General features: G+C 59.0%; 13 protein-coding genes, 1 tRNA gene and 3 rRNA genes. 11 read left to right on the top strand and 6 right to left on the bottom strand.

All coding sequences use genetic code 11. The features are described from left to right. Nucleotides 1-12: 12 nt before the first annotated feature. Nucleotides 13-1,002 (bottom strand): NAD(P)H-dependent flavin oxidoreductase, encoded by a 990-nt coding sequence (locus ACOY6C_RS02100; RefSeq protein ID WP_420903827.1) that lies wholly within the window; start codon nt 1,000-1,002, stop codon nt 13-15. Between the two features lie 219 nt (nt 1,003-1,221). Next, complete coding sequence (locus ACOY6C_RS02095; protein WP_420903826.1) at nt 1,222-1,623, bottom strand: hypothetical protein; 402 nt, start codon at nt 1,621-1,623, stop codon at nt 1,222-1,224. A gap of 424 nt (nt 1,624-2,047) precedes the next feature. Here ACOY6C_RS02095 and ACOY6C_RS02090 point away from each other — a divergent pair, with 424 nt between their 5' ends. From ACOY6C_RS02090 to ACOY6C_RS02040, 11 genes are all read left to right on the top strand, one after another. Next, nucleotides 2,048-5,320 carry a hybrid sensor histidine kinase/response regulator gene (locus ACOY6C_RS02090; protein WP_420903825.1) on the top strand — a complete coding sequence of 1,091 codons (3,273 nt, stop codon included), beginning with the start codon at nt 2,048-2,050 and terminating at the stop codon, nt 5,318-5,320. A 191-nt stretch (nt 5,321-5,511) separates the two neighbouring features. Beyond that, nucleotides 5,512-6,003: a chemotaxis protein CheW gene (locus tag ACOY6C_RS02085; protein WP_420903824.1), complete on the top strand. Its 492-nt coding sequence runs from the start codon at nt 5,512-5,514 to the stop codon at nt 6,001-6,003. 5 nt (nt 6,004-6,008) lie between these two features. After that, a complete protein-coding gene (locus ACOY6C_RS02080) occupies nt 6,009-6,983 on the top strand; it encodes a methyl-accepting chemotaxis protein (protein ID WP_420904245.1) in 975 nt (324 codons plus the stop codon). An 89-nt stretch (nt 6,984-7,072) separates the two neighbouring features. Then, entirely contained in the window at nt 7,073-7,390 is a 318-nt protein-coding gene (locus ACOY6C_RS02075; RefSeq protein ID WP_420903823.1) for an STAS domain-containing protein, read from the top strand. Between the two features lie 182 nt (nt 7,391-7,572). Further along, nucleotides 7,573-9,285 (top strand): ATP-binding SpoIIE family protein phosphatase, encoded by a 1,713-nt coding sequence (locus ACOY6C_RS02070; protein ID WP_420903822.1) that lies wholly within the window; start codon nt 7,573-7,575, stop codon nt 9,283-9,285. 29 nt (nt 9,286-9,314) lie between these two features. Beyond that, nucleotides 9,315-10,565, top strand: a complete 1,251-nt coding sequence (cheB, locus tag ACOY6C_RS02065; RefSeq protein ID WP_420903821.1) for a chemotaxis-specific protein-glutamate methyltransferase CheB — start codon at nt 9,315-9,317, stop codon at nt 10,563-10,565. A gap of 2 nt (nt 10,566-10,567) precedes the next feature. Continuing rightward, nucleotides 10,568-11,395 (top strand): CheR family methyltransferase, encoded by an 828-nt coding sequence (locus ACOY6C_RS02060; RefSeq protein WP_420903820.1) that lies wholly within the window; start codon nt 10,568-10,570, stop codon nt 11,393-11,395. Between the two features lie 126 nt (nt 11,396-11,521). Next, complete coding sequence (locus tag ACOY6C_RS02055) at nt 11,522-11,899, top strand: response regulator (protein ID WP_420903819.1); 378 nt, start codon at nt 11,522-11,524, stop codon at nt 11,897-11,899. Between the two features lie 49 nt (nt 11,900-11,948). Beyond that, nucleotides 11,949-12,425 (top strand): chemotaxis protein CheX, encoded by a 477-nt coding sequence (locus ACOY6C_RS02050; RefSeq protein WP_420903818.1) that lies wholly within the window; start codon nt 11,949-11,951, stop codon nt 12,423-12,425. A 180-nt stretch (nt 12,426-12,605) separates the two neighbouring features. Beyond that, entirely contained in the window at nt 12,606-12,980 is a 375-nt protein-coding gene (locus ACOY6C_RS02045) for a response regulator (RefSeq protein ID WP_420903817.1), read from the top strand. 285 nt (nt 12,981-13,265) lie between these two features. Next, nucleotides 13,266-14,750 carry a CBS domain-containing protein gene (locus ACOY6C_RS02040; RefSeq protein WP_420903816.1) on the top strand — a complete coding sequence of 495 codons (1,485 nt, stop codon included), beginning with the start codon at nt 13,266-13,268 and terminating at the stop codon, nt 14,748-14,750. Between the two features lie 740 nt (nt 14,751-15,490). On the opposite strand, the gene ACOY6C_RS02035 is transcribed toward ACOY6C_RS02040, so the two are convergent. The 4 genes from ACOY6C_RS02035 to ACOY6C_RS02020 all read right to left on the bottom strand — a co-directional run bounded on the left by ACOY6C_RS02035 (nt 15,491) and on the right by ACOY6C_RS02020 (nt 20,571). Continuing rightward, nucleotides 15,491-15,567, bottom strand: a tRNA-Met gene (locus tag ACOY6C_RS02035). A gap of 113 nt (nt 15,568-15,680) precedes the next feature. After that, nucleotides 15,681-15,795, bottom strand: a 5S ribosomal RNA gene (gene rrf, locus ACOY6C_RS02030). Between the two features lie 86 nt (nt 15,796-15,881). Then, nucleotides 15,882-18,762, bottom strand: a 23S ribosomal RNA gene (locus ACOY6C_RS02025). Nucleotides 18,763-19,070: 308 nt separating this feature from the next. Then, nucleotides 19,071-20,571, bottom strand: a 16S ribosomal RNA gene (locus ACOY6C_RS02020). Together the 16S, 23S and 5S rRNA genes with 1 tRNA gene alongside form the textbook arrangement of a ribosomal RNA operon. Between the last annotated feature and the right edge of the window lie 351 nt (nt 20,572-20,922).

Genomic DNA, 20,922 nt, shown 5'->3' with positions numbered 1-20,922 from the left:
CCCCGCCCTGCATCATCCCTCCAGCCGCGCGACCAGATCCTCGATGATCGTGGCCGCCGGCTGAATGGCGCGCACCATGCCGACGCTCTGCCCGGCCATCACCGAACCATGCTCCACATCCCCGTCGATGGCGGCGCGACGCAGGGCTCCGGCCCAGAAGTGTTCCAACTCCAGCTGGGCCTCGGCGCGCGGCTTGCTTCCCTCGCGCACCTGGCGCACCAGATCCAACTGCAACTGGTTGAACCGCTCGGTCCCCTTGTTGACCAGCGCCCGCACCGGGATCACCGGCAGAGCAGGGTCGAACTGCACGGTCACCACCGCGTCGCGGGCCTGGGCCTGAATGAACTTCTGCTTGAAATTGGCGTGGGCCACGCACTCCCCAGCGCAGACGAAGCGGGTTCCCACCTGCACCCCGGCGGCCCCCAGGGAGGCCATGGCTGCGGTCATCACCCCGTCCGCGATCCCGCCCGCCACGAAAACCGGCACCTCGTGAACATGCGGAAGAATCTCTTGCGCCAGAACCAGGGTCGATACCGGCCCCACATGACCACCCGCCTCGTGCCCCTCGATGATCAACGCATCCACCCCGCGCTGGATCAGCCGCCTGGCCAGGGCCAACGACGGCGCGAACAGGATCACCTTCACCCCACCGGCCCGCAACGTCTCCACGGTCTCGCGACCCGGCATTCCACCGGCCAGCACGCAGTGGGTCACCTTCTCCTCCACGACCATGGCCACATAGTCGGCCAGGGCGGGATGCATGATGATGAGGTTGATGCCGAACGGTTTGTCGGTGAGGGCGCGGGTGGCGCGCACCTCGGCGCGGGCCAGCTCGACCGGCATGCTCCCGGTGGCCAGCACCCCGAATCCGCCGGCATTGGAGATGGCCGCCACCAGATGACGCTCGGAGAGCCACGACATGGCCCCTCCCAGAACGGCCTGTCGGACACCCAGAAAATCCCTCCCTCGCTTCCAGGAGTCGGAAACTGCCGCGTTGGTCATACTTGCGCTCTCCCCACGAACAAAACGATGATCGATCCACCGACGTGATGAACGCCGGTCCTATCGACCGGGTTCAACGTTATATCGCCCCGTTGACACGAAAAGACCGGGCACTCAGGCCCGGTCCCTTTTCGATCATGCCACCTGCCCGACGCCACGGCGCGAGCACGGTGTCAAAAAGTCAAGGCACGTTTCTTGCGTTAACTTCTCGAACCGAGATCATGCGGCGGCGGCGATGGCATCCAGGTCGTCATCAAGATCATCCGCGTCGTCCGGCAGAGAGATGGCGCCACGGGCAACGGTCTTTTTGCCGGAGGAGGGGCCGATGCAGACCTTGAGACGCTCCTCAAGACGATTGAGGGCCCATTTGGGATCGATGTTGACCAGGGAACAGATCCAGTTGAACGAACCAGGCTCCATGGAAGAAGAGTGAAACCATTTCCGCAGCGTGCGATAATCGTACCGAAAGACCGGATCCTCCATCACGGCAGGATCCTGACGGTAGCGCTCCAGGGCAACCAGGTCGCGGACCGCGCGATCCATGACCGCCATCCAGAGGTGGGTGTCGTTGTTGTCCACGGCAGGCTCATGCAAAAGTTCGGAAACGACCGATTTGTTCATCGTGCAACTCTCCCTGTTGGACCGGAAGGCCCATTTTATAGAAGTATTGAACAAGAAAACGCCCGATGGGAAGCGCGACACCATGAAGCCCGCAAGCATTCCGGCATCCTTCCGGCGAACCCTGGAGGGAGCGGTCATGACGATGGAAAAATCCGGCTCCGTCTCCGCACCCCGTTTGTAACATAGCGTCAATGGGAAAAAATGCAATCAAAGCGCGTTAATCATAGCCGAATCCAAGCAAAAATGATATAGAAATTTTCGTTCCGATCCATTTTCATGCGCCATGGCGCGGAACGGAGGATTCCTCCTTCGTTCGTCTTGATTTATCGGGCCCGTTCCCGATACACTGATATGTGCCGTCGCCAGTTGGCAAGGCCGTAACAACTTACGCAACACCTGTCGCCGTTCAGGGGAAAATGTCGTCATGGCCGAGGAAGATGATGAACTTTTGGGCATGTTCGTGCAGGAAGCCACCGAGCATTTGGAAACCATCGAGCCGGATCTTCTGACCCTGGAAGAACAAGGCGACAACACGGATCCGGAGATCATCAACCGGCTTTTCCGCAGCGTCCATTCGATCAAGGGTTCCGCCGGATTCTTCGGTCTCTCCAGCATCACCAAGCTGAGCCACACCATGGAAAACCTTCTGGGCAAGGTCCGGGAGAAATCCATGACGGTGACGCCGGCGGTCACGGACAGCCTGCTGTCGGGTCTCGACAAGCTGCAAACCATGATCCACGACGTTTCCGCCAGCGAATCGGTGGATGCCAGCGAACAGATCGCCACCATCCAGGCCATCCTGGAGGGGAGCGGAGGCGCGGCCCCCAAGCCCGCAGCGCCCCCCCCAGCCCCGGCGCCTGCCGCGCCTCCCCCTCCCCCGCCCAAGCCGGAGCCCGAACCCGAACCGGAAGTCCATGCCGCATCCGCATCCGGTGGCACGGCCAAAAAGTCGGAAATCAAAACCTTCGATCTGACCCGTCATCCCGACGCGGTGAACGAGGCGGTCACCCATGGCCGACGCTTCTTCTCGATCGCCATCGACCTGCCCGAGGGCAAGGACGAGCGGGTGGATCTGTTCAACACCACCAAGTCGCTGATGGAGTCGGTGGGCTCGATCGTGGCCACCGATCCGCCGTTCCAGAGCAACAAGGAACTCGAAACCCTGAGCGCCAACTCCCTGTCGGTACTGCTCTCCACGGTGCTCGAGGATGACCTGCTGCTCTCGTTGTTGCAGGTGGACAACGACCACATCCAGAAACAGGCGATCTCCGCCTCCGTGGCCCAGGCGGCCAAGCAGGGCGCGCCCGTTCCGGCTCCGGTCAAGGCGGTGGCCTCTGCCAAGCCGCGCGACGACGACGACGATGACGACGACGCCGGTCCTCACTCCAAGGAGGCCCATACCCCACGCCTCAAGAAGCCCAAATACGCCCCGTCCGCCAAGCGCGGCGCGGCGGCCAAGCCCGGCACCCCGGCCAACAAGAGTTCGAGTCCGACGGTCGAGGAGACCCTGCGCGTCAGCGTCTCGCTGCTCGACGAACTGATCAACAACGCCGGCGAGCTGGTGCTGGCCAGAAACCAGCTCTCCCGCGCCGCAGTCGAGGTCCAGGCCAAGTTCCCCCACTTCGGCCCCCTGGTGCAAAACCTCGACTCCATCACCAGCCGCATCCAGGAACGGGTCATGCAGGCCCGCATGCAGCCGGTGTCGGTGGTGTTCAACAAGTTCCCGCGCATCGTGCGCGACCTGGCCCACAAGCTGGGCAAGAAAATCGATCTGGAACTGCGCGGCGGCGACGTCGATCTCGACAAATCGGTGATCGAGCACCTCTCCGACCCGTTGACCCACATGATCCGCAACGTGGCCGACCACGCCATCGAAATGCCCCAGGATCGTCTGGCCAGCAACAAGCCGGAGGCCGGTCAGGTGGAGTTGGCCGCCTATCACGAAAACGGCATGGTGAACATTTCGCTGGCCGACGACGGCGCGGGCATCGATGCCGAACGGGTCAAAACCAAGGCCCTGGAACGCGGTCTGATCACCGAACGCCAGGCCGATACCATGAGCGAGGAGGATGCCCTCGACCTGATCTTCGCCCCCGGCTTCTCCATGGCCAAGAAGGTCTCGGACGTCTCGGGGCGCGGCGTGGGCATGGACGTGGTGCGCACCAACATCGAAAAACTCGGTGGCACGGTGCAGATCCTTTCCAAGGTCGGCAAAGGCACGAACATCATCCTCAAGCTCCCCCTGACGCTCGCCATCATCCCGGCGATGATCGTCTCGGCGGGGAATCAACGCTTCGCCATTCCGGAGATCGGTCTGGTGGAGATCGTGCGCGTGGCCGAATCCGAGCGCGCCCAGCAGATCGAGATCGTCGGCAGCGCCCCGGTGCTGCGGCTGCGCAACATGCTGCTGCCCCTGGTCGATCTCACCGACGTCCTCAACATCCCCCGCGTCCTCCCGGACGGCGCCTCGCCTGACCGCCGCGAACGGTTCTCCGATCGCCGCAACGGCCAGCGCAAGGCCCAGGACGCCGCGGACGGCAAGGACGGTCGTCGCGACATACCGCCCGCCTCGGATCGCCGCGATCCGCACACCCTGGTCGCCTACGTGATGGTGCTCAACGTGGGTGGCAACGAGTTCGGCATGGTGGTGGACGAGGTGCTCGACAGCGAAGAGATCGTCGTGAAGCCGCTCCCCTCGTTCTTCAAGGACAACCCCTGTTTCTCGGCCACCACCATCCTCGGCGATGGCAGCGTGTCGTTGATCATCGACTACGCCGGTCTGATGGAGCAGGCCAAGATCAACTTCAGCAACGTGGAACGGGCCACGCGCATGGACCTCGACGAGGAGCGCCGGGCCGCGCTGCGCGAACGTCAGAACATCATCCTCCTCGAGACCGGCACCGGACTCATCATGGGCATCGTCCACTCCATGGTGCGGCGCGTGGAAAAAATCTCCCCGAAGCTGCTCGACACCATCGGTGGTCTCCCCTATGTCCGTTACGACGGCAAGACCTTCCGTGCCATCTACCCGGATCACGTCCTGGGGCTCGAGGGGATGGGACTCTCCCGCAACACCATGGATCCGGAAGAGGAGGAGGATCTCAACCTCTGCATGGTGGTGCCCAACATCCCGGACATCCAGGCCGGTCTGATCTTCTCGCGCATCATCGACACCCGCGAGACCAACATCGATCTCGACTGCCGCGCCATCCAGGCGCCGGGACTGTTCGGATCCGCCCAGATCGACGACCGGGTGGTGCTCTTCCCGGATGTCAACGCGGTGTTCGAAATGGCCGGCATCCGTCCGCCATGGATGCCGCCGCAAGTCGAGGGGGCCGGATTCCGCGCCCTGGTGGTGGACGACACCCCGTTCCTGCGGGTGCTGACCAGCAACTACCTCAGCTCCGTGGGCTTCGACGTGGATCAGGCCGAGGATGGTCAGGCGGCCATCGGCATGCTCAACCGCGGCGACTACGACCTGCTGGTCACCGACCTCAACATGCCGGTGATGGATGGTTTCGAGCTTGCCAACGAACTCAATGGCACGCCCCACGCCGAAATCCCGATGATCGCCACCACCTCTTCCATCTCCTCGGAGCTGGAAGATCGCTGCGCCCGTGCCGGGTTCGTCAGCTGCGTGCCGGCCATCGACAAGAATCGCCTGCTCAAGGTGGTCTCCACCTTGCGGCCTCGTTGAGGATCGGGCACGCGACACAACACCCGCGAGGGTATCGGGTGACGCCTCCGCCGGGTCACCCGACGACCCCGGTTCGAATCGCCTTCGCGCCCGGGTCGCGCCATGCTTTGCCCATTGGCGGGCCACACTTGACCCGCGCCGGCGCTTCGGTCCCGACCGAACGCCTTTGAGCCATCGGAGAATCTTGCGCCATGCTCGTCAGCACCTTCACCCTGGGCGACCTCTATCTGGGGATCGACATTCTCCTGGTCCGGGAGATCAACCGCTCCATGGAGTGTACCCCGGTTCCGGGCTCGCCGGACTACATTCGCGGCATGCTCAACATCCGCGGTCGCGTGATCACCCTGTTCGATCTGCGCTCCCGACTCTGCTGGTCCAAGCCCGATTCGGGGGAAGCACGGGTCAAACAGTACAACGTCATCATGAAGACCCGTGACGAGGTGATGAAGATCGATCACGAACTGGCCATGACCAAGTGTCCCTGGGAGGATCCGGTCGGTCTGGCGGTCGATCAACTGGGGGACGTGCGCGACATCGTGGACGACAACATCCTGCCGCCGCCCGCCAATCTGACCGGTATCGCCGCGGACTTCGTGCATGGGGTGGTGGAGTTTGAACGCAACCTTCTGATCATCCTCGACGTCGCCACGGTTCTGGGGCTCAACAACCAGGCATCCAGTTGAGTGTAATGACCGGCGGGAACGAACAACTGATCCGGGATATTCGCGCCGAAATTTCGCGCGAAACCGATAGCATGCGTCATGAGATGCATCAGATCCGCTCGCTCGTCCAGGACGCGATCGTCAAACTGACCGACAGCTTCAACGGTCTGCGCGACAAGTCCAACGAACAGCACGATCTGGTTGCCTCGCTCACCCATTCCATGGATGTCTCCAACAAGGAGTCGGAGCAGTCCACCATCAGCGTGCGCAAATTCGTCTCCGAAACCGACAAAATCTTGCGTACCTTCGTGGATCACATCATTCTGGTCAGCCGGCAAAGCATGGAGATGGTCCATCGGATCGATGCGCTCTCCACGCAGATGCAGGAGGTGGTCCTGCTGATCAAGGACATCAACGGCATCGCGGAGCAGACCCATGTGCTCTCCCTGAATGCCCGGATCGTGGCCGCGCGCGCCGGACAGGCGGGACGCTCGTTTGCGGTGGTGGCCGACGAGGTGCGCAAGCTGGCCGGAAACTCTCACGAGTTCTCCAGCAAGATCAGCGACGTGATCGATCAGGCACGGGAGAACATCGTCAGCACCAAGGAGATCATCGAGCACATGGCCTCCAAGGACATGAGCTTCGCGATCGAATCCAAGGGGCGGGTCGATTTCATGATGGACGAGGTGAACGCCATCGACGAGATGACGAGCCGCACCATCACCCAGGTCGCGGCGATCACCGAAGACATCAACATGCGCGTGGGAATCGCGGTGATGTCGTTGCAGTTCGAGGACATGGTGACCCAGTTGACCCAGAGCATGGAGCGAAAGTTCGCGGTGCTCGAGCAGATGGCCTCCATCATTCCGCCCGATTTCGATGCCAAGGGAGAGATGCACATCCGCACCTCCCTGGCTGAACAGGTGGAGCGGTTCGACATCGCCGATCGTCAGGCCGTGCAGCAGACCAACATGGACGAAGGGGATATCGAGCTGTTCTGATCTCCATGCAGGTCTTGATGGCTTTGGTCTGACGGCATGGAATTGATTGTTGTTTTTCAAACATCCTTCTTTGAAGACAGGAGAACGATATGTCAGGAACGATTCACGTCACCCGCAACGACAAGGAGACCATCATCGGCGTCAAGGGGCGGTTCAACTTCGAGATGCACTCCCAGTTCCGTGCCGCCTATCAGAACGATGCGGGTGGTGACGACAACCAGGGTCGGCGTTTCGTGATCGACTTGGCCGGCACCGAGTACATCGATTCCTCTGCCCTGGGCATGCTGCTGTTGCTGCGCGAAGAGGCCGGCGCCAACGAGTCGGACATCGAGATCATCAACACCCGTCCGGAAATCCGCAAGATCCTGGAAACGGCCAATTTCCAACGCCTCTTCAAGATTGCCTGACACGACGCTCACAGGCCGTGGAACACCCGTCAGAACGTTCCACGGTCAGGGGGAAGAGGGTTGACAAGTTTACCGTGAAACGCCCGTCAGGACGTTCCACGCTCGGAGGGGTGAGGGTTCCCGCCCCATCAGGCAAGTCTGGCAACAGCACGCCCGCGGATTGAAGAGGCAACCTCATTGGCATGAAGATTCTGATCGTCGATGACGACCCGATCAACCGCACCATCCTGCAACGGTTGCTGGGCAAGGAGGGACATGAAGTCTTCACGGCGGTGAACGGTCGTGACGGCGTGGAACAATTTGGTCTGCACCAACCGGATCTGGTGTTGCTGGACATCCGCATGCCGATGATGAACGGCTACGAGGCGGCCCAGGAGATCAAACGAAGCCACGCCGGACGGTTCACGCCGATCATCTTCCTGACGGCGGTGACCGACGAAGAGGGGTTGGTGCAGTGCATCGACGCCGGTGGCGACGATTTTCTGACCAAGCCCTTCAACCGGACCATTCTCCAGGCCAAGATCAGCGCCATGGAGCGGATCCGGCGTCTGCATGCGCGCCTGAGCGCACAGAAGGAGGAGCTTGAGCAGCATCAGGAGCGGTTGCATCAGGAACTCGAGGTCGGCCAGCACATCTTCGCCAACATCGTGCGTTCCGGCAATCTGCTCGATGCCCCCTGCCTGAACCACTGGACCGTCCCGATGACGCTGTTCAACGGGGATCTGCTGGTGGCCAGCTACAACCCGGCGGGCGGACTGCACATCATGCTCGGCGATTTCACCGGGCACGGGTTGTCGGCGGCGGTGGCGGCCATGCCGGTGGCGGACATCTTCTACGAAATGACCGCCCAAGGATTCTCCATCGGCGACATGGCCGAGGCGATGAACGTGAAACTGCTCTCGATCATGCCGCGGCGGATGTTCTGCGCCGCCTGTCTGATCGAGGTGGACCATCGTCAGAAGAGTCTGAACATCTGGAATGGCGGTCTTCCGGACGTACTGGTGATCGATGGATCGGGACGTTTGGCCCATCGGGTCGTCTCGACCCGGATGCCCCTGGGCATCGCGCCGATGACCCGCGAAGATCGCAAGGTGGAAATTCTGGAGATGCACCCGGACTACCGGGTATTTCTGTTTTCCGATGGGGTGACCGAGGCGACCAACGCCGAGGATCAAATGTACGGCAGTGAGCGGTTGGAGGCCCATTTCGATGGTTCGCACGCTCCAGGAACCCTTTTCCACGCCATTCTGGACGATCTGGAAGCGTTCCGGGGGGATGCACGCCAATCGGATGACGTGAGTCTGTTGGAGATCGTCTGCGAGCAGGCCAGTCAGGAACCGCGCGAGAGCGCCCGAGGTCGTCAGCATGCCGCCATCGCCCCCAACCCCTGGCAAGCCTCGTTCTTTTTCAGTGCGCAGACCTTGAAGTCCGTGGATCCCCTGCCCACGATCATCAACGCGGTGATGAATCTCCAGGCGCCCATCGGTCATCGGGAGCGGCTCTACACGATTCTGGCGGAACTCTTCTCCAATGCGCTGGATCATGGTCTGCTCAAGCTGGACACGCGCACCAAAAAGACACCGGAAGGGTTCGTCCAGTATTACACCCAAAGGGAAGAGCGTCTGGCGCGGTTGGAAGAGGGGAGCATCCGCATCGAGCTGGACCATGTGCCGCGTGCGGAGAATCCGGGGAACGGCGAACCGGCAGGTGGAGAGATCCACATCGCCATCGAGGATAGCGGCGCGGGTTTCGAGTTGGAACAGATCCACTCCCAATTGACGGGAAATCTTGGACATGGAGGCCGGGGAATCGCGCTCTTGCGTTCCTTGTGCCATTCGTTGGAATATCATGGCCGCGGCAACCGGGCCGAGGCGATCTACCGATGGTCCCTTTAGGAGAGGCGAAATCATGATGGAGCGGATGCATGGCTGAGCCCATCAAGGCCATGGTGGTGGACGACACCATCACCTATCGCATGATCATGAAGAATGTGGCGGAGAGCATTCCGGGCATTCGCGTCACGGCTACCTCTTCGAATGGCAAGCTGGCCCTCGACAAGATCGTGGCGCAATTCACCGCCAACGATCCCGAGCGTCCGGATCTGGTGCTGCTCGATGTCGAGATGCCGGTCATGGATGGTTTGACCACGCTCAAGGAGCTGCGCAAACGCTATCCGAAGCTGACCGTGGTGATGGTGAGTTCCACGTCGCGGCAGAATGCCAACATCATCGTCGAGTGTCTGAATGCCGGGGCGTTGGATTTCATCACCAAGCCTCTGGAAAACAACGTCGAGAAGGCCAAGACCACGCTGCGGCAGAGTCTGGAGCCGATCCTGACCGTTTTGCAGCAGAATCTGGAGAACGACAAGGGAGGATCCGGCGGGTCGGGATCTGCCCCCTCTTCCCCGCCCCCGGTCTCCCATGCGCCACAGGCGTTCGCCATGCCCGCGCCGGGAGCGCGCATGCCGATGCCGTCCACACCGCCGCGCACCTCGCCCATGCCCCCGCCTCCGGGTCGGATGGCGCCTCTGCCCAGCGCACCCATCGTGGCCCCGACCCGCAGTGCCATCTCGATGAAGGGACCGCCCCATCCGGATCTGCTCCTGATCGGCTCCTCGACCGGTGGACCGGCGGCCCTGACAACCATATTCTCCATGCTTCGTGAGAAGTTGCCGATCCCAACTCTGATCGTGCAGCACATGCCACCGGTCTTCACCACCTCGCTGGCCGCGCAACTGAGTCGAGCCTCCGGACTGATGGTGAAGGAGGCGCGGGACGAACAACCCCTGACCCCCGGAAGCGTCACCATTGCCATGGGCGGACGACATATGACCTTGCAAAATCGCGATGGAAGCCTCAAACTGATCCTCAATGACGGTCCCAAGGTCAACGAGTGTCGCCCGGCGGTGGATGTTTTGTTCATGTCCGTCGCCGCATCCTTTACGGGCAACATATTGAGTGTTATTCTCACCGGGATGGGACGCGACGGCACCAATGGCGTGGATGCTCTCAAGCGGGGCGGTAAAACCTGGTGTATCACCCAAGATAAAAACTCGTGCGTGGTGTACGGCATGCCCAGATCCGTTGAAGAAAAAGGTCTTTCTGACGAATCGTTGTCTCTGGAAACCATCGGGCCCAGGATCATTCAACTCTGCAACCCATCCGTGGCCCGCTGACCATGGCCATTACACAAGAAGAATTCGACCTCATCCGCCACTTCATCAACGAACACAGCGGCATTCAGATCAATCCCGGCAAGGAGTATCTGATCGAAAACCGACTGACGGTTCTCCTGGTGCAGAACGGCTGCGAGAACTTCATCCAGCTCCACGACAAGCTCAAGGCCGATACCGGCCCGTTGCGCGCCAAAGTGATCGACGCAATGACCACCAACGAAACGTTGTGGTTTCGCGACGATTCGTTTGCCTCCGCGTTAAGCGATCATGTCGTGCCCATGCTGGTCAAGAAGGCTCGCACCGCCGCCCAGATACGCATCTGGTCGGCGGCCTGCTCCACGGGTCAGGAGCCCTACTCGGTGGCCATGCTGATCCACGAGGAGTTGCGCAAGGTGGATGCGCCTCCCCCGATCTCCAAGTTCTCCATCCTGGCCACCGATCTTTCCCCCTCGGCGATCGTGCTCGCCTCGTCGGGACGCTACAGCCAGTTGGCCATCTCGCGTGGCATGCGTCCGGACTTTCTCGAACGTTACTTCAAAAAGAACGGCATGGTCTTCGAAGTGGTCCCCGAGGTGCGCAATCTGGTGAAGTTCCAGCAGTTCAATCTCATGAGTTCCTTCAAGGAACATGGGATGTTCGATTTTCTGATGTGTCGCAACGTGCTGATCTACTTTTCGGATGAATTGAAGCGTCAAATCTATGGCAAGATGCACGACAGCCTGAACAAGGATGGCGTTTTGGCCATCGGGGCCTCGGAATCGCCGCGTGGCTACACCACCTCGTTTCAACAGGTGATGATGGGCTCTGCCGCCATGTACAAACCCAGCTGATTCCCTTGTTCGTGGAACGCCCCAATCGGAGACTCCACGCGCAGGGAGACGGGTGAAAAAACCGTCATGCAGGCAGGACAGGCTGAGTCGCAAATCGGATACACGTTTGAATTAAAGTGAAACCTCATGAAACTACTCACCATTGACGACTCCAGAACCATCCGGCGTGTCATCAGCGGCGTCGGCGCCATGATCGGCTTCGAGGTCCTCGAGGCGGAAAACGGCGACGTGGGCATCAAGGTCCTCGAAAATCAGGGCGAAGAGGTCGCGCTGATCCTGTTGGACTGGAACATGCCGGGCATGAACGGCCTGGAGGTGCTCAAGCTGATCAAAGCCGATCCTCGTTGGATGCACATCCCGGTGATGATGGTCACGACCGAGGGTGAAAAGGATTACATCATCAAGGCGATCCAGGCCGGAGCCATCCATTACCAGACCAAACCCTTCACCCAGGAGGAGATGGCCAGCCGCATCATGGAAGCCCTGGGAATGGGTGGTCTGTGAGCCGGATCGATCCACCCCTTCCACCGACACCCACGACATGGAGCCGCGCATGAGCGTAGCCAACGCCCCAGAATTGATGGACAAACTGTTGAACGGTCTGCGCCTGGCGGTCACGGAGATGATGACCGCCATGGCCATGTCCGAGGTGGTCTTTGCCGGGCAGGAGAGCGTGAATGCCTTTTCGATCTCCAGCGAGGTGGTAGGACTGGTTCGTCTGGATGGCAAGATGCATGGCATGGTGGGCGTTTCATGCAGCAAGGAGCTGCTACGCGAAATCGTGTCGCGCATCGTGGGCCTGACGCCCGAGGAGCTGTTCATGGAGGATCTGCTCGACGGCGCGGCAGAGTTGGCCAACATGGTTTGCGGAGGCATGAAGACCAAAGCCCAGATCGGAGACGTCAATCTGTCGCCACCGGTTGCCGTCGTCGGACAGGAGTACACCGCCCAATGGAAGACCAATCGCCCGACCACGCTGTTCACGTTTCAGATGGAAGAGGGCATTTTGAAGGTCTACGCAAGCCTGTAATGGCTGTTGCGCGAAAAAAACCTTGAACCCAGAGACGTTTTTTGCGATGGTTACGTTTTTACCGTGAAACATCCCTGGCGGGTGTCACGGATGGGGGTGAATCGGTTCGTCCTCCATCATGAATGTTTACTCATGTGTGTATTGTTTCAACCAGCCTGATCGATTTCAATAAGAGGAAATATGCGCGTACTGATCGTTGACGACTCGAGCGTCATGCGGAAAATCGTGGCTCGCGGCCTGCGTCAGGCCGGTTTCACGATCACGGACATCCTGGAAGCGGGCAACGGCCAGGAAGGGATGGATCTGCTCGCGACCGACACCAATTTCAAACTCATCCTCTCCGACTGGAACATGCCGGTCATGGATGGTTTGAACTTCGTCAAGTCGGTGCGTGCCGGCTCTCCGGCGATCAAGAACATTCCGATCGTGATGGTGACCACCGAAGGCGGCGAGACCAAGGTCGGCGCGGCCATGGAAGCCGGGGCCAACGGCCACATCAAAAAACCGTTCACGCCCGAGACCTTGCAAGCCGAACTCGAGCGTTTTCTGAAGTAGAGCCTCCACACAACGTCGTGGAACGCTCCCAAGCGCTCCACGGTGGAGGATGAGAGATCTTCTCTCATCAAACAACTTCAGTGAAACGCCACAGAACGAACACCCTGGAGTGTCGATCGCATCGCATTCCGGGGTGTTTGTGCGTCGGATCAAATCCTGATGCCCGCATCCCCCACAGGTGTCAAAATGCGCCTAAGCAACCATCATGGCGCAAAAATTGCTGAACAACACTCGCCAGATCCTTGGTCAAAACCCATGCTGATAGATGCGAGCGAGCTTTAAGCAATGGAAACCCCTCCGGATATCGCCAAACGGACACGACCCTTTTTCCTGAATTATTTCACGAAACTGGGCAACGACCTGAACACGCTTACCGCGGCTCCCGTGGTCTGCACGCTCCAGGAGATCGAGCTCAACCGAGGTCGGGATGACCTGGAGCTTTTGTTCGAATCGGATCGCAGCGTGGCGTATGTCACGGAAGATGGCCTGCACTCCGGCGACATCCACCTCATCTTCGACATCGCCACCTCGATTGCCTTGAGCGGCCTGATGATGATGATGGGTGCCTCCGTCATTCAGAGTCAGGTCAAGAACCGCGAATACAACGAAGAGATCCAGGAGGGCTTCCAAGAGGTCGCCAACCAGGTGGTTGGCGCGCTCAACGACCTGGTGGAGAAGAAACTCCCCGAGGGTGGCCATCTGTTTCTCGAAAGCACCACCCACGTCACCTACGGCGACTTTCCCAAGACTTTCAAGGAAGGGACCACCTATCTTTCGGTGGCCGTTCAGATCCAGGTGTCGGATTTTCCGCCCCAGACCGCCTACTGGGTGTTGTCACGGGGATTTGCCGAGACCCTGTTGAAGGTCAAAATTCCGGGTACCGACGCCGAGATCGCCGCGGACACGCAACGTGCCGGTGGTGCCGCAGAGGCGACCAAATCCGCGCCCGTGGAAGCGCCGCCTCCGCCGCCTCCGCCGCCTCCACCTCCGCCGCCGCCTCCGCCGCCGCCTCCACCGCCGCCGCCTCCGCCTCCACCGCCGCCGCCTCCCCCGCCGCCGGCCAAACCTGCGGGCAAGGGCTCTGCCGGAACTGGCAAGGGTGGCGTCAAAGGGATGGCGAGCGGAAACTCGGACGAAGGGGAGTTGACCTTCCTGGACCCCTATCAACCGGAAGAGACCGGTCGGGAGGTCATGAACGCGGTGCTCGACGACGACGGCGTGAACACGACGCGCGGTGGTCGCTCCCCTGGTGGCAAGTCGGGCGGCAAGGCCTCCATCGCCATGGGCGAGGTGTTCGGTCCACTCCCCCAGATCCAGTACGCCAAGGACTCCCTGCCCATACCGAACGACAAGGGCAGCGTCAAGAGCCTGATCACCGAATTCCCCTTCACCCTGCGGGACGATGAACGGGTGATTGTGGCCATCATGGCCATGCGCACGGATGGCTATCGCTACATCGGCATCGAGAAGGGTGGAAAGCTACTGCGGGTGGTCAGCTACAGTGACTTGCGTCAGATCATGGGGCCGTTCTTCGGCACCAAGGCGATGACGCAGCGCGACAAGGCACTCTGCAACCTGCCCCTCGGCAAGATCAACGCCAACCAGCGGACGGTCACCATCTCCCTGGATGGCAGCATCGCCGAAGCTGCGGATCTGATCATGGAGCATCGCCTGCACGCCCTGCCCGTGGTGAGCCACCACGGCGTGCTTCGCGGTTTCGTCACCCTGCACGGTCTGCTGGATTACTACCGCCGCAAAAAGCAGCTGTAATCCCGGCTCCGGCGGCGCAAGCCCCCATCCCCATGGTACCTCTTGAGCCATGGCAGATCGGAAAGAATGCCTCATCACCAGAAAAGTCACGTCGGTCTCTTACCCAGGAGGCGATGAGGCGACGATTCACCCTCGACCAACCTGTTCGCACATTCAATCACCCGCAACAGCCGGATTCAGAAGGATGGGGGGTCTCTCCCCCCTGCCCCCCGTGAACCTCCCCGACAGGAGTTCCACGGCACCTTGACACGACACCTTGGCATCACAGGGCAAGATTCCGAAAAGCCGACTGAAAGAGGCCCAGAACCGCCTGGAGGGGATGAATCCCCATGGCTGGCCGGACCGACAACTCGACATTGAGTTCACAATGCCAGGTTCTTCGACATTGAACTCAATGCCGGGTTCTTCTCCAACCCGACCAGCGACATCCCTTTTGACGCGATCCCGAACTTCTTGCACGACTGGTTGTCCAAAAAAACGGAGATCCAGGAGGGCTACATCCAAAAACAAAAAAAGCCGACAGACAAAAGTCCACCGGCTTGATCGTTTCAGGGGCTGCCCCGATCCAGGAGGGCTACATCCAAAAACAAAAAAAGCCGATAGACAAAAGTCCACCGGCTTGATCGTTTCAGGGGCTGCCCCGATCTACGGAGGGCTCCCGCCAAAACCGCCAAAAACAAAAAAAGCCGACGGACAAAAGTCCACCGGCTTGATCGTTTCAGGGGCTGCCCCTGACATCTTGGTTGCGGGAGAAGGATTTGAACCTCCGGCCTTCGGGTTATGAGCCCGACGAGCTACCTGACTGCTCCATCCCGCGATACCCGCGTTGCGCGTTGACCGCGCCCTACCATGTTTGCCTGATGGTGGAGTCTGTCTCGACACCATCTCAGACCCCCTTACGGAGTTCTGCGCAAACAGTTGAAAAAAACTTCCTGGCAGTGACCTACTTTCCCGCGTCTTGAGACGAAGTATCATCGGCGCAAAGGAGCTTAACTGCCGAGTTCGGCATGGGATCGGGTGTTTCCTCCTCGCCATCGCCACCAGGAAGATTCGTGAATTTCAAATCGGTGGATGAGACTCTGACAACTGAAGGGAACGGGCATGTAGGTTCGAGGAGCATGTCGAAGCGGGTGTATAAAGCCAATGGACCAATTAGTACTGGTAAGCTACGTGCGTTGCCGCACTTGTACACCCAGCCTATCAACGTGGTGGTCTTCCACGGGTCTCGTAGGGAGAACTCATCTTGAGGCAGGTTTCCCGCTTAGATGCTTTCAGCGGTTATCCTTTCCATGCGTGGCTACCCGGCACTGCCCTTGGCAGGACAACCGGCACACTAGAGGCATGTCCACTCCGGTCCTCTCGTACTAGGAGCAGCCCCTCTCAATTCTCCAAACGCCCACGGCAGATAGGGACCGAACTGTCTCACGACGTTCTGAACCCAGCTCGCGTACCGCTTTAAATGGCGAACAGCCATACCCTTGGGACCGACTTCAGCCCCAGGATGCGATGAGCCGACATCGAGGTGCCAAACCTCCCCGTCGATGTGAACTCTTGGGGGAGATCAGCCTGTTATCCCCGGAGTACCTTTTATCCGATGAGCGACGGCCCTTCCTCAAGGAACCGCCGGATCACTAAGGCCGACTTTCGTCCCTGCTCGACTTGTCAGTCTCGCAGTCAGGCCCGCTTTTGCCTTTGCACTCTTCGGTTGATGTCCGACCAACCTGAGCGGACCTTTGCGCGCCTCCGTTACATTTTAGGAGGCGACCGCCCCAGCCAAACTACCCACCATGCACTGTCCTCAACCCGGATCACGGGCCGGAGTTAGACGCCAAAAAGGATCAGGGCGGTATTTCAAGGTTGACTCCCAGGGTGCTGGCGCCCCCTGTTCACAGTCTCCCGCCTATCCTACACAAATCATTCCTAGCGCCAATGCAAAGCTATAGTAAAGGTTCACGGGGTCTTTCCGTCTTGCCGTGGGTGCGCAGCATCTTCACTGCGAATTCAATTTCGCTGAGTCCCGGGTGGAGACAGCGGGGAAGTCGTTACGCCATTCGTGCAGGTCGGAACTTACCCGACAAGGAATTTCGCTACCTTAGGACCGTTATAGTTACGGCCGCCGTTTACTGGGGCTTCAATTCGAAGCTTGCACCTCTCCTCTTAACCTTCCAGCACCGGGCAGGCGTCAGACCCTATACGTCATCTTTCGATTTCGCAGAGCCCTGTGTTTTTGGTAAACAGTCGCTCCCCCCTTTTCACTGCGGCCCCCAGCCGCTTCACACGCGAGGTGTTACACGGTATTGGGGGCACCCCTTCTCCCGAAGTTACGGGGCAATTTTGCCGAGTTCCTTCACCCGGGTTCTCTCACTCGCCTGAGGATTCTCTCCTCGCCCACCTGAGTCGGTTTGCAGTACGGTCGTCATTCATCTGAAGCTTAGAGGCTTTTCCTGGGAGCATGGGATCAATCACTTCGCCTTACGGCTCGTCATCACGCCTTGGCTTAACGACCTCGTGGATTTGCCTGCGAGGCCACGCCTACACGCTTAATCCGGGACAACCAGCGCCCGGTAGACCTACCCTTCTCCGTCCCCCCATCGCAATGAACAACGGTGCCGGAATATTGACCGGCTTCCCATCGACTACGCTTCTTTAGCCTCGCCTTAGGGGCCGACTAACCCTGCGCGGAACAGCCTCGCGCAGGAAACCTTGGGCTTACGGCGATCAGGTTTCTCGCCTGATTTTTCGCTACTCATGTCAGCATTCTCACTTCCGATACCTCCACCATGCCTCACAGCACAGCTTCACAGGCTTACGGAACGCTCCTCTACCGCGACCGACTACCGTCGGCCACCCGCAGCTTCGGTACAGGTTTTAAGCCCCGTTATATTTTCGGCGCAGATCCACTCGACCAGTGAGCTATTACGCTTTCTTTAAAGGGTGACTGCTTCTAAGCCAACCTCCTGGCTGTCTATGCATTCCCACATCCTTTCCCACTTAAACCTGATTTGGGGACCTTAGCTGGCGATCTGGGCTGTTTCCCTTTTGACGACGGACCTTAGCACCCGCCGTCTGTTTCCCGTGCTATCATCTTATCGGTATTCGGAGTTTGGTTGGGTTTGGTAAGACGGGAAGTCCCCCTAGCCCATCCAGTGCTCTACCCCCGATAAACATGCACGAGACGCTACCTAAATAGCTTTCGAGGAGAACCAGCTATTTCCGGGTTTGTTTAGCCTTTCACTCCTATCCACAATTCATCCCCCCAATTTTCAACTTGGGTGGGTCCGGGCCTCCAGTGCGTGTTACCGCACCTTCACCCTGATCATGGATAGATCACCCGGTTTCGGGTCTGATCCGCACGACTTGGCGCCCATTTAAGACTCGCTTTCGCTACGCCTACGTCTATCGACTTAAGCTCGCCGCACAGATCAACTCGCTGACCCATTATACAAAAGGTACGCGGTCAGGGGACGAACCCCCTCCCACTGCTTGTAGGCACACGGTTTCAGAAACTATTTCACTCCCCTTGTCGGGGTACTTTTCACCTTTCCCTCACGGTACTGGTTCACTATCGGTTGTCGAGGAGTATTTAGGCTTGGAAGGAGGGCCTCCCATCTTCAGGCAGGGTTCCACGTGTCCCGCCCTACTCTTTAGCGTTCCTCTTGTTTGGTTTTCGTCTACCGGGCTATCACCGTCTATGGCCGCCCTTTCCAGAGCTGTTCAACTAACGAAACAAGATTGATGACGCTGGCCTGGTCCGCGTTCGCTCGCCGCTACTTACGGAATCTCGGTTGATTTCTTTTCCTGCGGGTACTGAGATGTTTCAGTTCCCCACGTTCGCTTCACATCCCTATGTATTCAGAATGTGATGACGGCTACATGAGCCGCCGGGTTTCCCCATTCGGACATCTCTGGATCAAAGCCTGCTCGCGGCTCCCCAAAGCTTTTCGCAACGTGCTGCGTCCTTCATCGCCTCTCGACACCAAGGCATCCACCGTGTGCCCTTGATTGCTTTATAACCTACAAGGTGGACAGATTCTCATCTGTCCTCTTCATTTCACACTTCGACATGTCCTTACGAACATGCATGCCTGTTCCATTCAATTGTCAAAGATCACATCTCCCGGAGTCTTTGTCAGACCCGTTGTCGGATTCGTGTCCTCTGTCATTCAACAATCGATCATCGGTGTGGACGCTGGGGTCCGAGATACGCTTCGAAAAGCGTTTTTCAAGAAAGAACACGACACGCAATCGTGTGTTCTTGTTGGGTGTTTCGACCTCTAATGAACCTTGATGGATCGTCAGGTGACGATCGGGGCTCCTTAGAAAGGAGGTGATCCAGCCACAGGTTCCCCTACGGCTACCTTGTTACGACTTCACCCCAGTCGCTAATCCGACCGTAGACGGCTCCCTCCCTTGCGGGTTGGGCCGCCGGCTTCGGGTCAAACCAACTCCCATGGTGTGACGGGCGGTGTGTACAAGGCCCGGGAACGTATTCACCGCGGCGTGCTGATCCGCGATTACTAGCGATTCCGACTTCATGCAGTCGAGTTGCAGACTGCAATCCGAACTGAGACGAGCTTTTTGAGATTTGCTCCAGGTCGCCCTTTCGCCCCCCTCTGTACTCGCCATTGTAGCACGTGTGTAGCCCTGCCCATAAGGGCCATGATGACTTGACGTCGTCCCCACCTTCCTCCGGTTTGACACCGGCGGTTCCTCCAAAGTGCCCAACTTAATGATGGCAACTGAAGGCAAGGGTTGCGCTCGTTGCGGGACTTAACCCAACATCTCACGACACGAGCTGACGACAGCCATGCAGCACCTGTCTCCGCGCTCCCCGAAGGGCACTCCCTCATCTCTGAGGGATTCGCGGGATGTCAAAAGCAGGTAAGGTTCTTCGCGTTGCATCGAATTAAACCACATGCTCCACCGCTTGTGCGGGCCCCCGTCAATTCCTTTGAGTTTTAGCCTTGCGGCCGTACTCCCCAGGCGGAGTGCTTAACGTGTTAACTTCGTCGCCGCAGGGGTCGATACCCGCGACGACTAGCACTCATCGTTTACAGCGTGGACTACCAGGGTATCTAATCCTGTTTGCTCCCCACGCTTTCGCGCCTTAGCGTCAGTTTCGGTCCAGATGGCCGCCTTCGCCTCCGGTCTTCCTCCCCATATCTACGAATTTCACCTCTACACGGGGAATTCCACCATCCTCTACCGTACTCTAGTCGACCAGTTTCAGGAGCAGTTCCCGGGTTAAGCCCGAGGATTTCACTCCTGACTTGATCAACCGCCTACGCGCCCTTTACGCCCAGTAATTCCGAACAACGCTGGCCCCCTCCGTATTACCGCGGCTGCTGGCACGGAGTTAGCCGGGGCTTCTTCTGTGGGTACCGTCATAATCTTTCCCACTGAAAGGGCTTTACAACCCTAAGGCCTTCTTCACCCACGCGGCGTCGCTGCGTCAGAGTTTCCTCCATTGCGCAATATTCCCCACTGCTGCCTCCCGTAGGAGTCTGGGCCGTGTCTCAGTCCCAGTGTGGCTGATCATCCTCTCAGACCAGCTACGGATCGTCGCCTTGGTAGGCCGTTACCCCACCAACTAGCTAATCCGACGCGGACCCCTCCTGTGGCGATAAATCTTTCCCCCGTAGGGCTTATGCGGTATTAGCGTTCATTTCTAAACGTTATTCCCCACCACAGGACAGGTATCCACGCGTTACTCACCCGTTCGCCACTCGCCGGCGACCCGAAGGTCCCGCTGCCGTTCGACTTGCATGTGTTAAGCGCGCCGCCAGCGTTCGTTCTGAGCCAGGATCAAACTCTCCGAATATTTCGAGATCCTTCCGGATCTGAATCAACGGTTCTGTTGAATCGTGACTTTATTTACTGCTTGATTTTGGAATTGTATTCCAGGCTTGCTTCAAGCTTGTTGCTTGCGCTGACTTGTTTTGCGTGATTCATTCAGCGTGATGTTGGATCTGCTTGCGCTTCCCCAGACATCCTCGACAAACTTTCAGCTTGCCGATGACACCCGATTCGCGACTCCAACGTCCACGCCGATGATCGTTATTGAATTGTCAAAGATCGATTCCCGTTGTCAGGACCATGCCCTCCAGGGAAACCCGAATATAGGAAATTCCAGCGTGCAGGTCAACAGGAAAAATCACATCGATTGCATTTT

It is taken from the genome of Candidatus Magnetaquiglobus chichijimensis (assembly GCF_045865675.1).
Lineage (GTDB): Bacteria > Pseudomonadota > Magnetococcia > Magnetococcales > Magnetaquicoccaceae > Magnetaquiglobus > Magnetaquiglobus chichijimensis.
This window is presented reverse-complemented; position numbering and strand designations above follow the sequence as displayed.

Bases quoted from the DNA above. Each gene is read 5' to 3' on its own strand.
- ACOY6C_RS02080 (WP_420904245.1), top strand. From the start codon at position 6,009: ATGACCGGCGGGAACGAACAACTGATCCGGGATATTCGCGCCGAAATT.
- ACOY6C_RS02090 (WP_420903825.1), top strand. From the start codon at position 2,048: ATGGCCGAGGAAGATGATGAACTTTTGGGCATGTTCGTGCAGGAAGCC.
- ACOY6C_RS02040 (WP_420903816.1), top strand. From the start codon at position 13,266: ATGGAAACCCCTCCGGATATCGCCAAACGGACACGACCCTTTTTCCTG.
- ACOY6C_RS02100 (WP_420903827.1), bottom strand. From the start codon at position 1,002: ATGACCAACGCGGCAGTTTCCGACTCCTGGAAGCGAGGGAGGGATTTT.
- ACOY6C_RS02070 (WP_420903822.1), top strand. From the start codon at position 7,573: ATGAAGATTCTGATCGTCGATGACGACCCGATCAACCGCACCATCCTG.
- ACOY6C_RS02075 (WP_420903823.1), top strand. From the start codon at position 7,073: ATGTCAGGAACGATTCACGTCACCCGCAACGACAAGGAGACCATCATC.
- ACOY6C_RS02045 (WP_420903817.1), top strand. From the start codon at position 12,606: ATGCGCGTACTGATCGTTGACGACTCGAGCGTCATGCGGAAAATCGTG.
- cheB (WP_420903821.1), top strand. From the start codon at position 9,315: ATGGCTGAGCCCATCAAGGCCATGGTGGTGGACGACACCATCACCTAT.
- ACOY6C_RS02060 (WP_420903820.1), top strand. From the start codon at position 10,568: ATGGCCATTACACAAGAAGAATTCGACCTCATCCGCCACTTCATCAAC.
- ACOY6C_RS02050 (WP_420903818.1), top strand. From the start codon at position 11,949: ATGAGCGTAGCCAACGCCCCAGAATTGATGGACAAACTGTTGAACGGT.
- ACOY6C_RS02055 (WP_420903819.1), top strand. From the start codon at position 11,522: ATGAAACTACTCACCATTGACGACTCCAGAACCATCCGGCGTGTCATC.
- ACOY6C_RS02095 (WP_420903826.1), bottom strand. From the start codon at position 1,623: ATGAACAAATCGGTCGTTTCCGAACTTTTGCATGAGCCTGCCGTGGAC.
- ACOY6C_RS02085 (WP_420903824.1), top strand. From the start codon at position 5,512: ATGCTCGTCAGCACCTTCACCCTGGGCGACCTCTATCTGGGGATCGAC.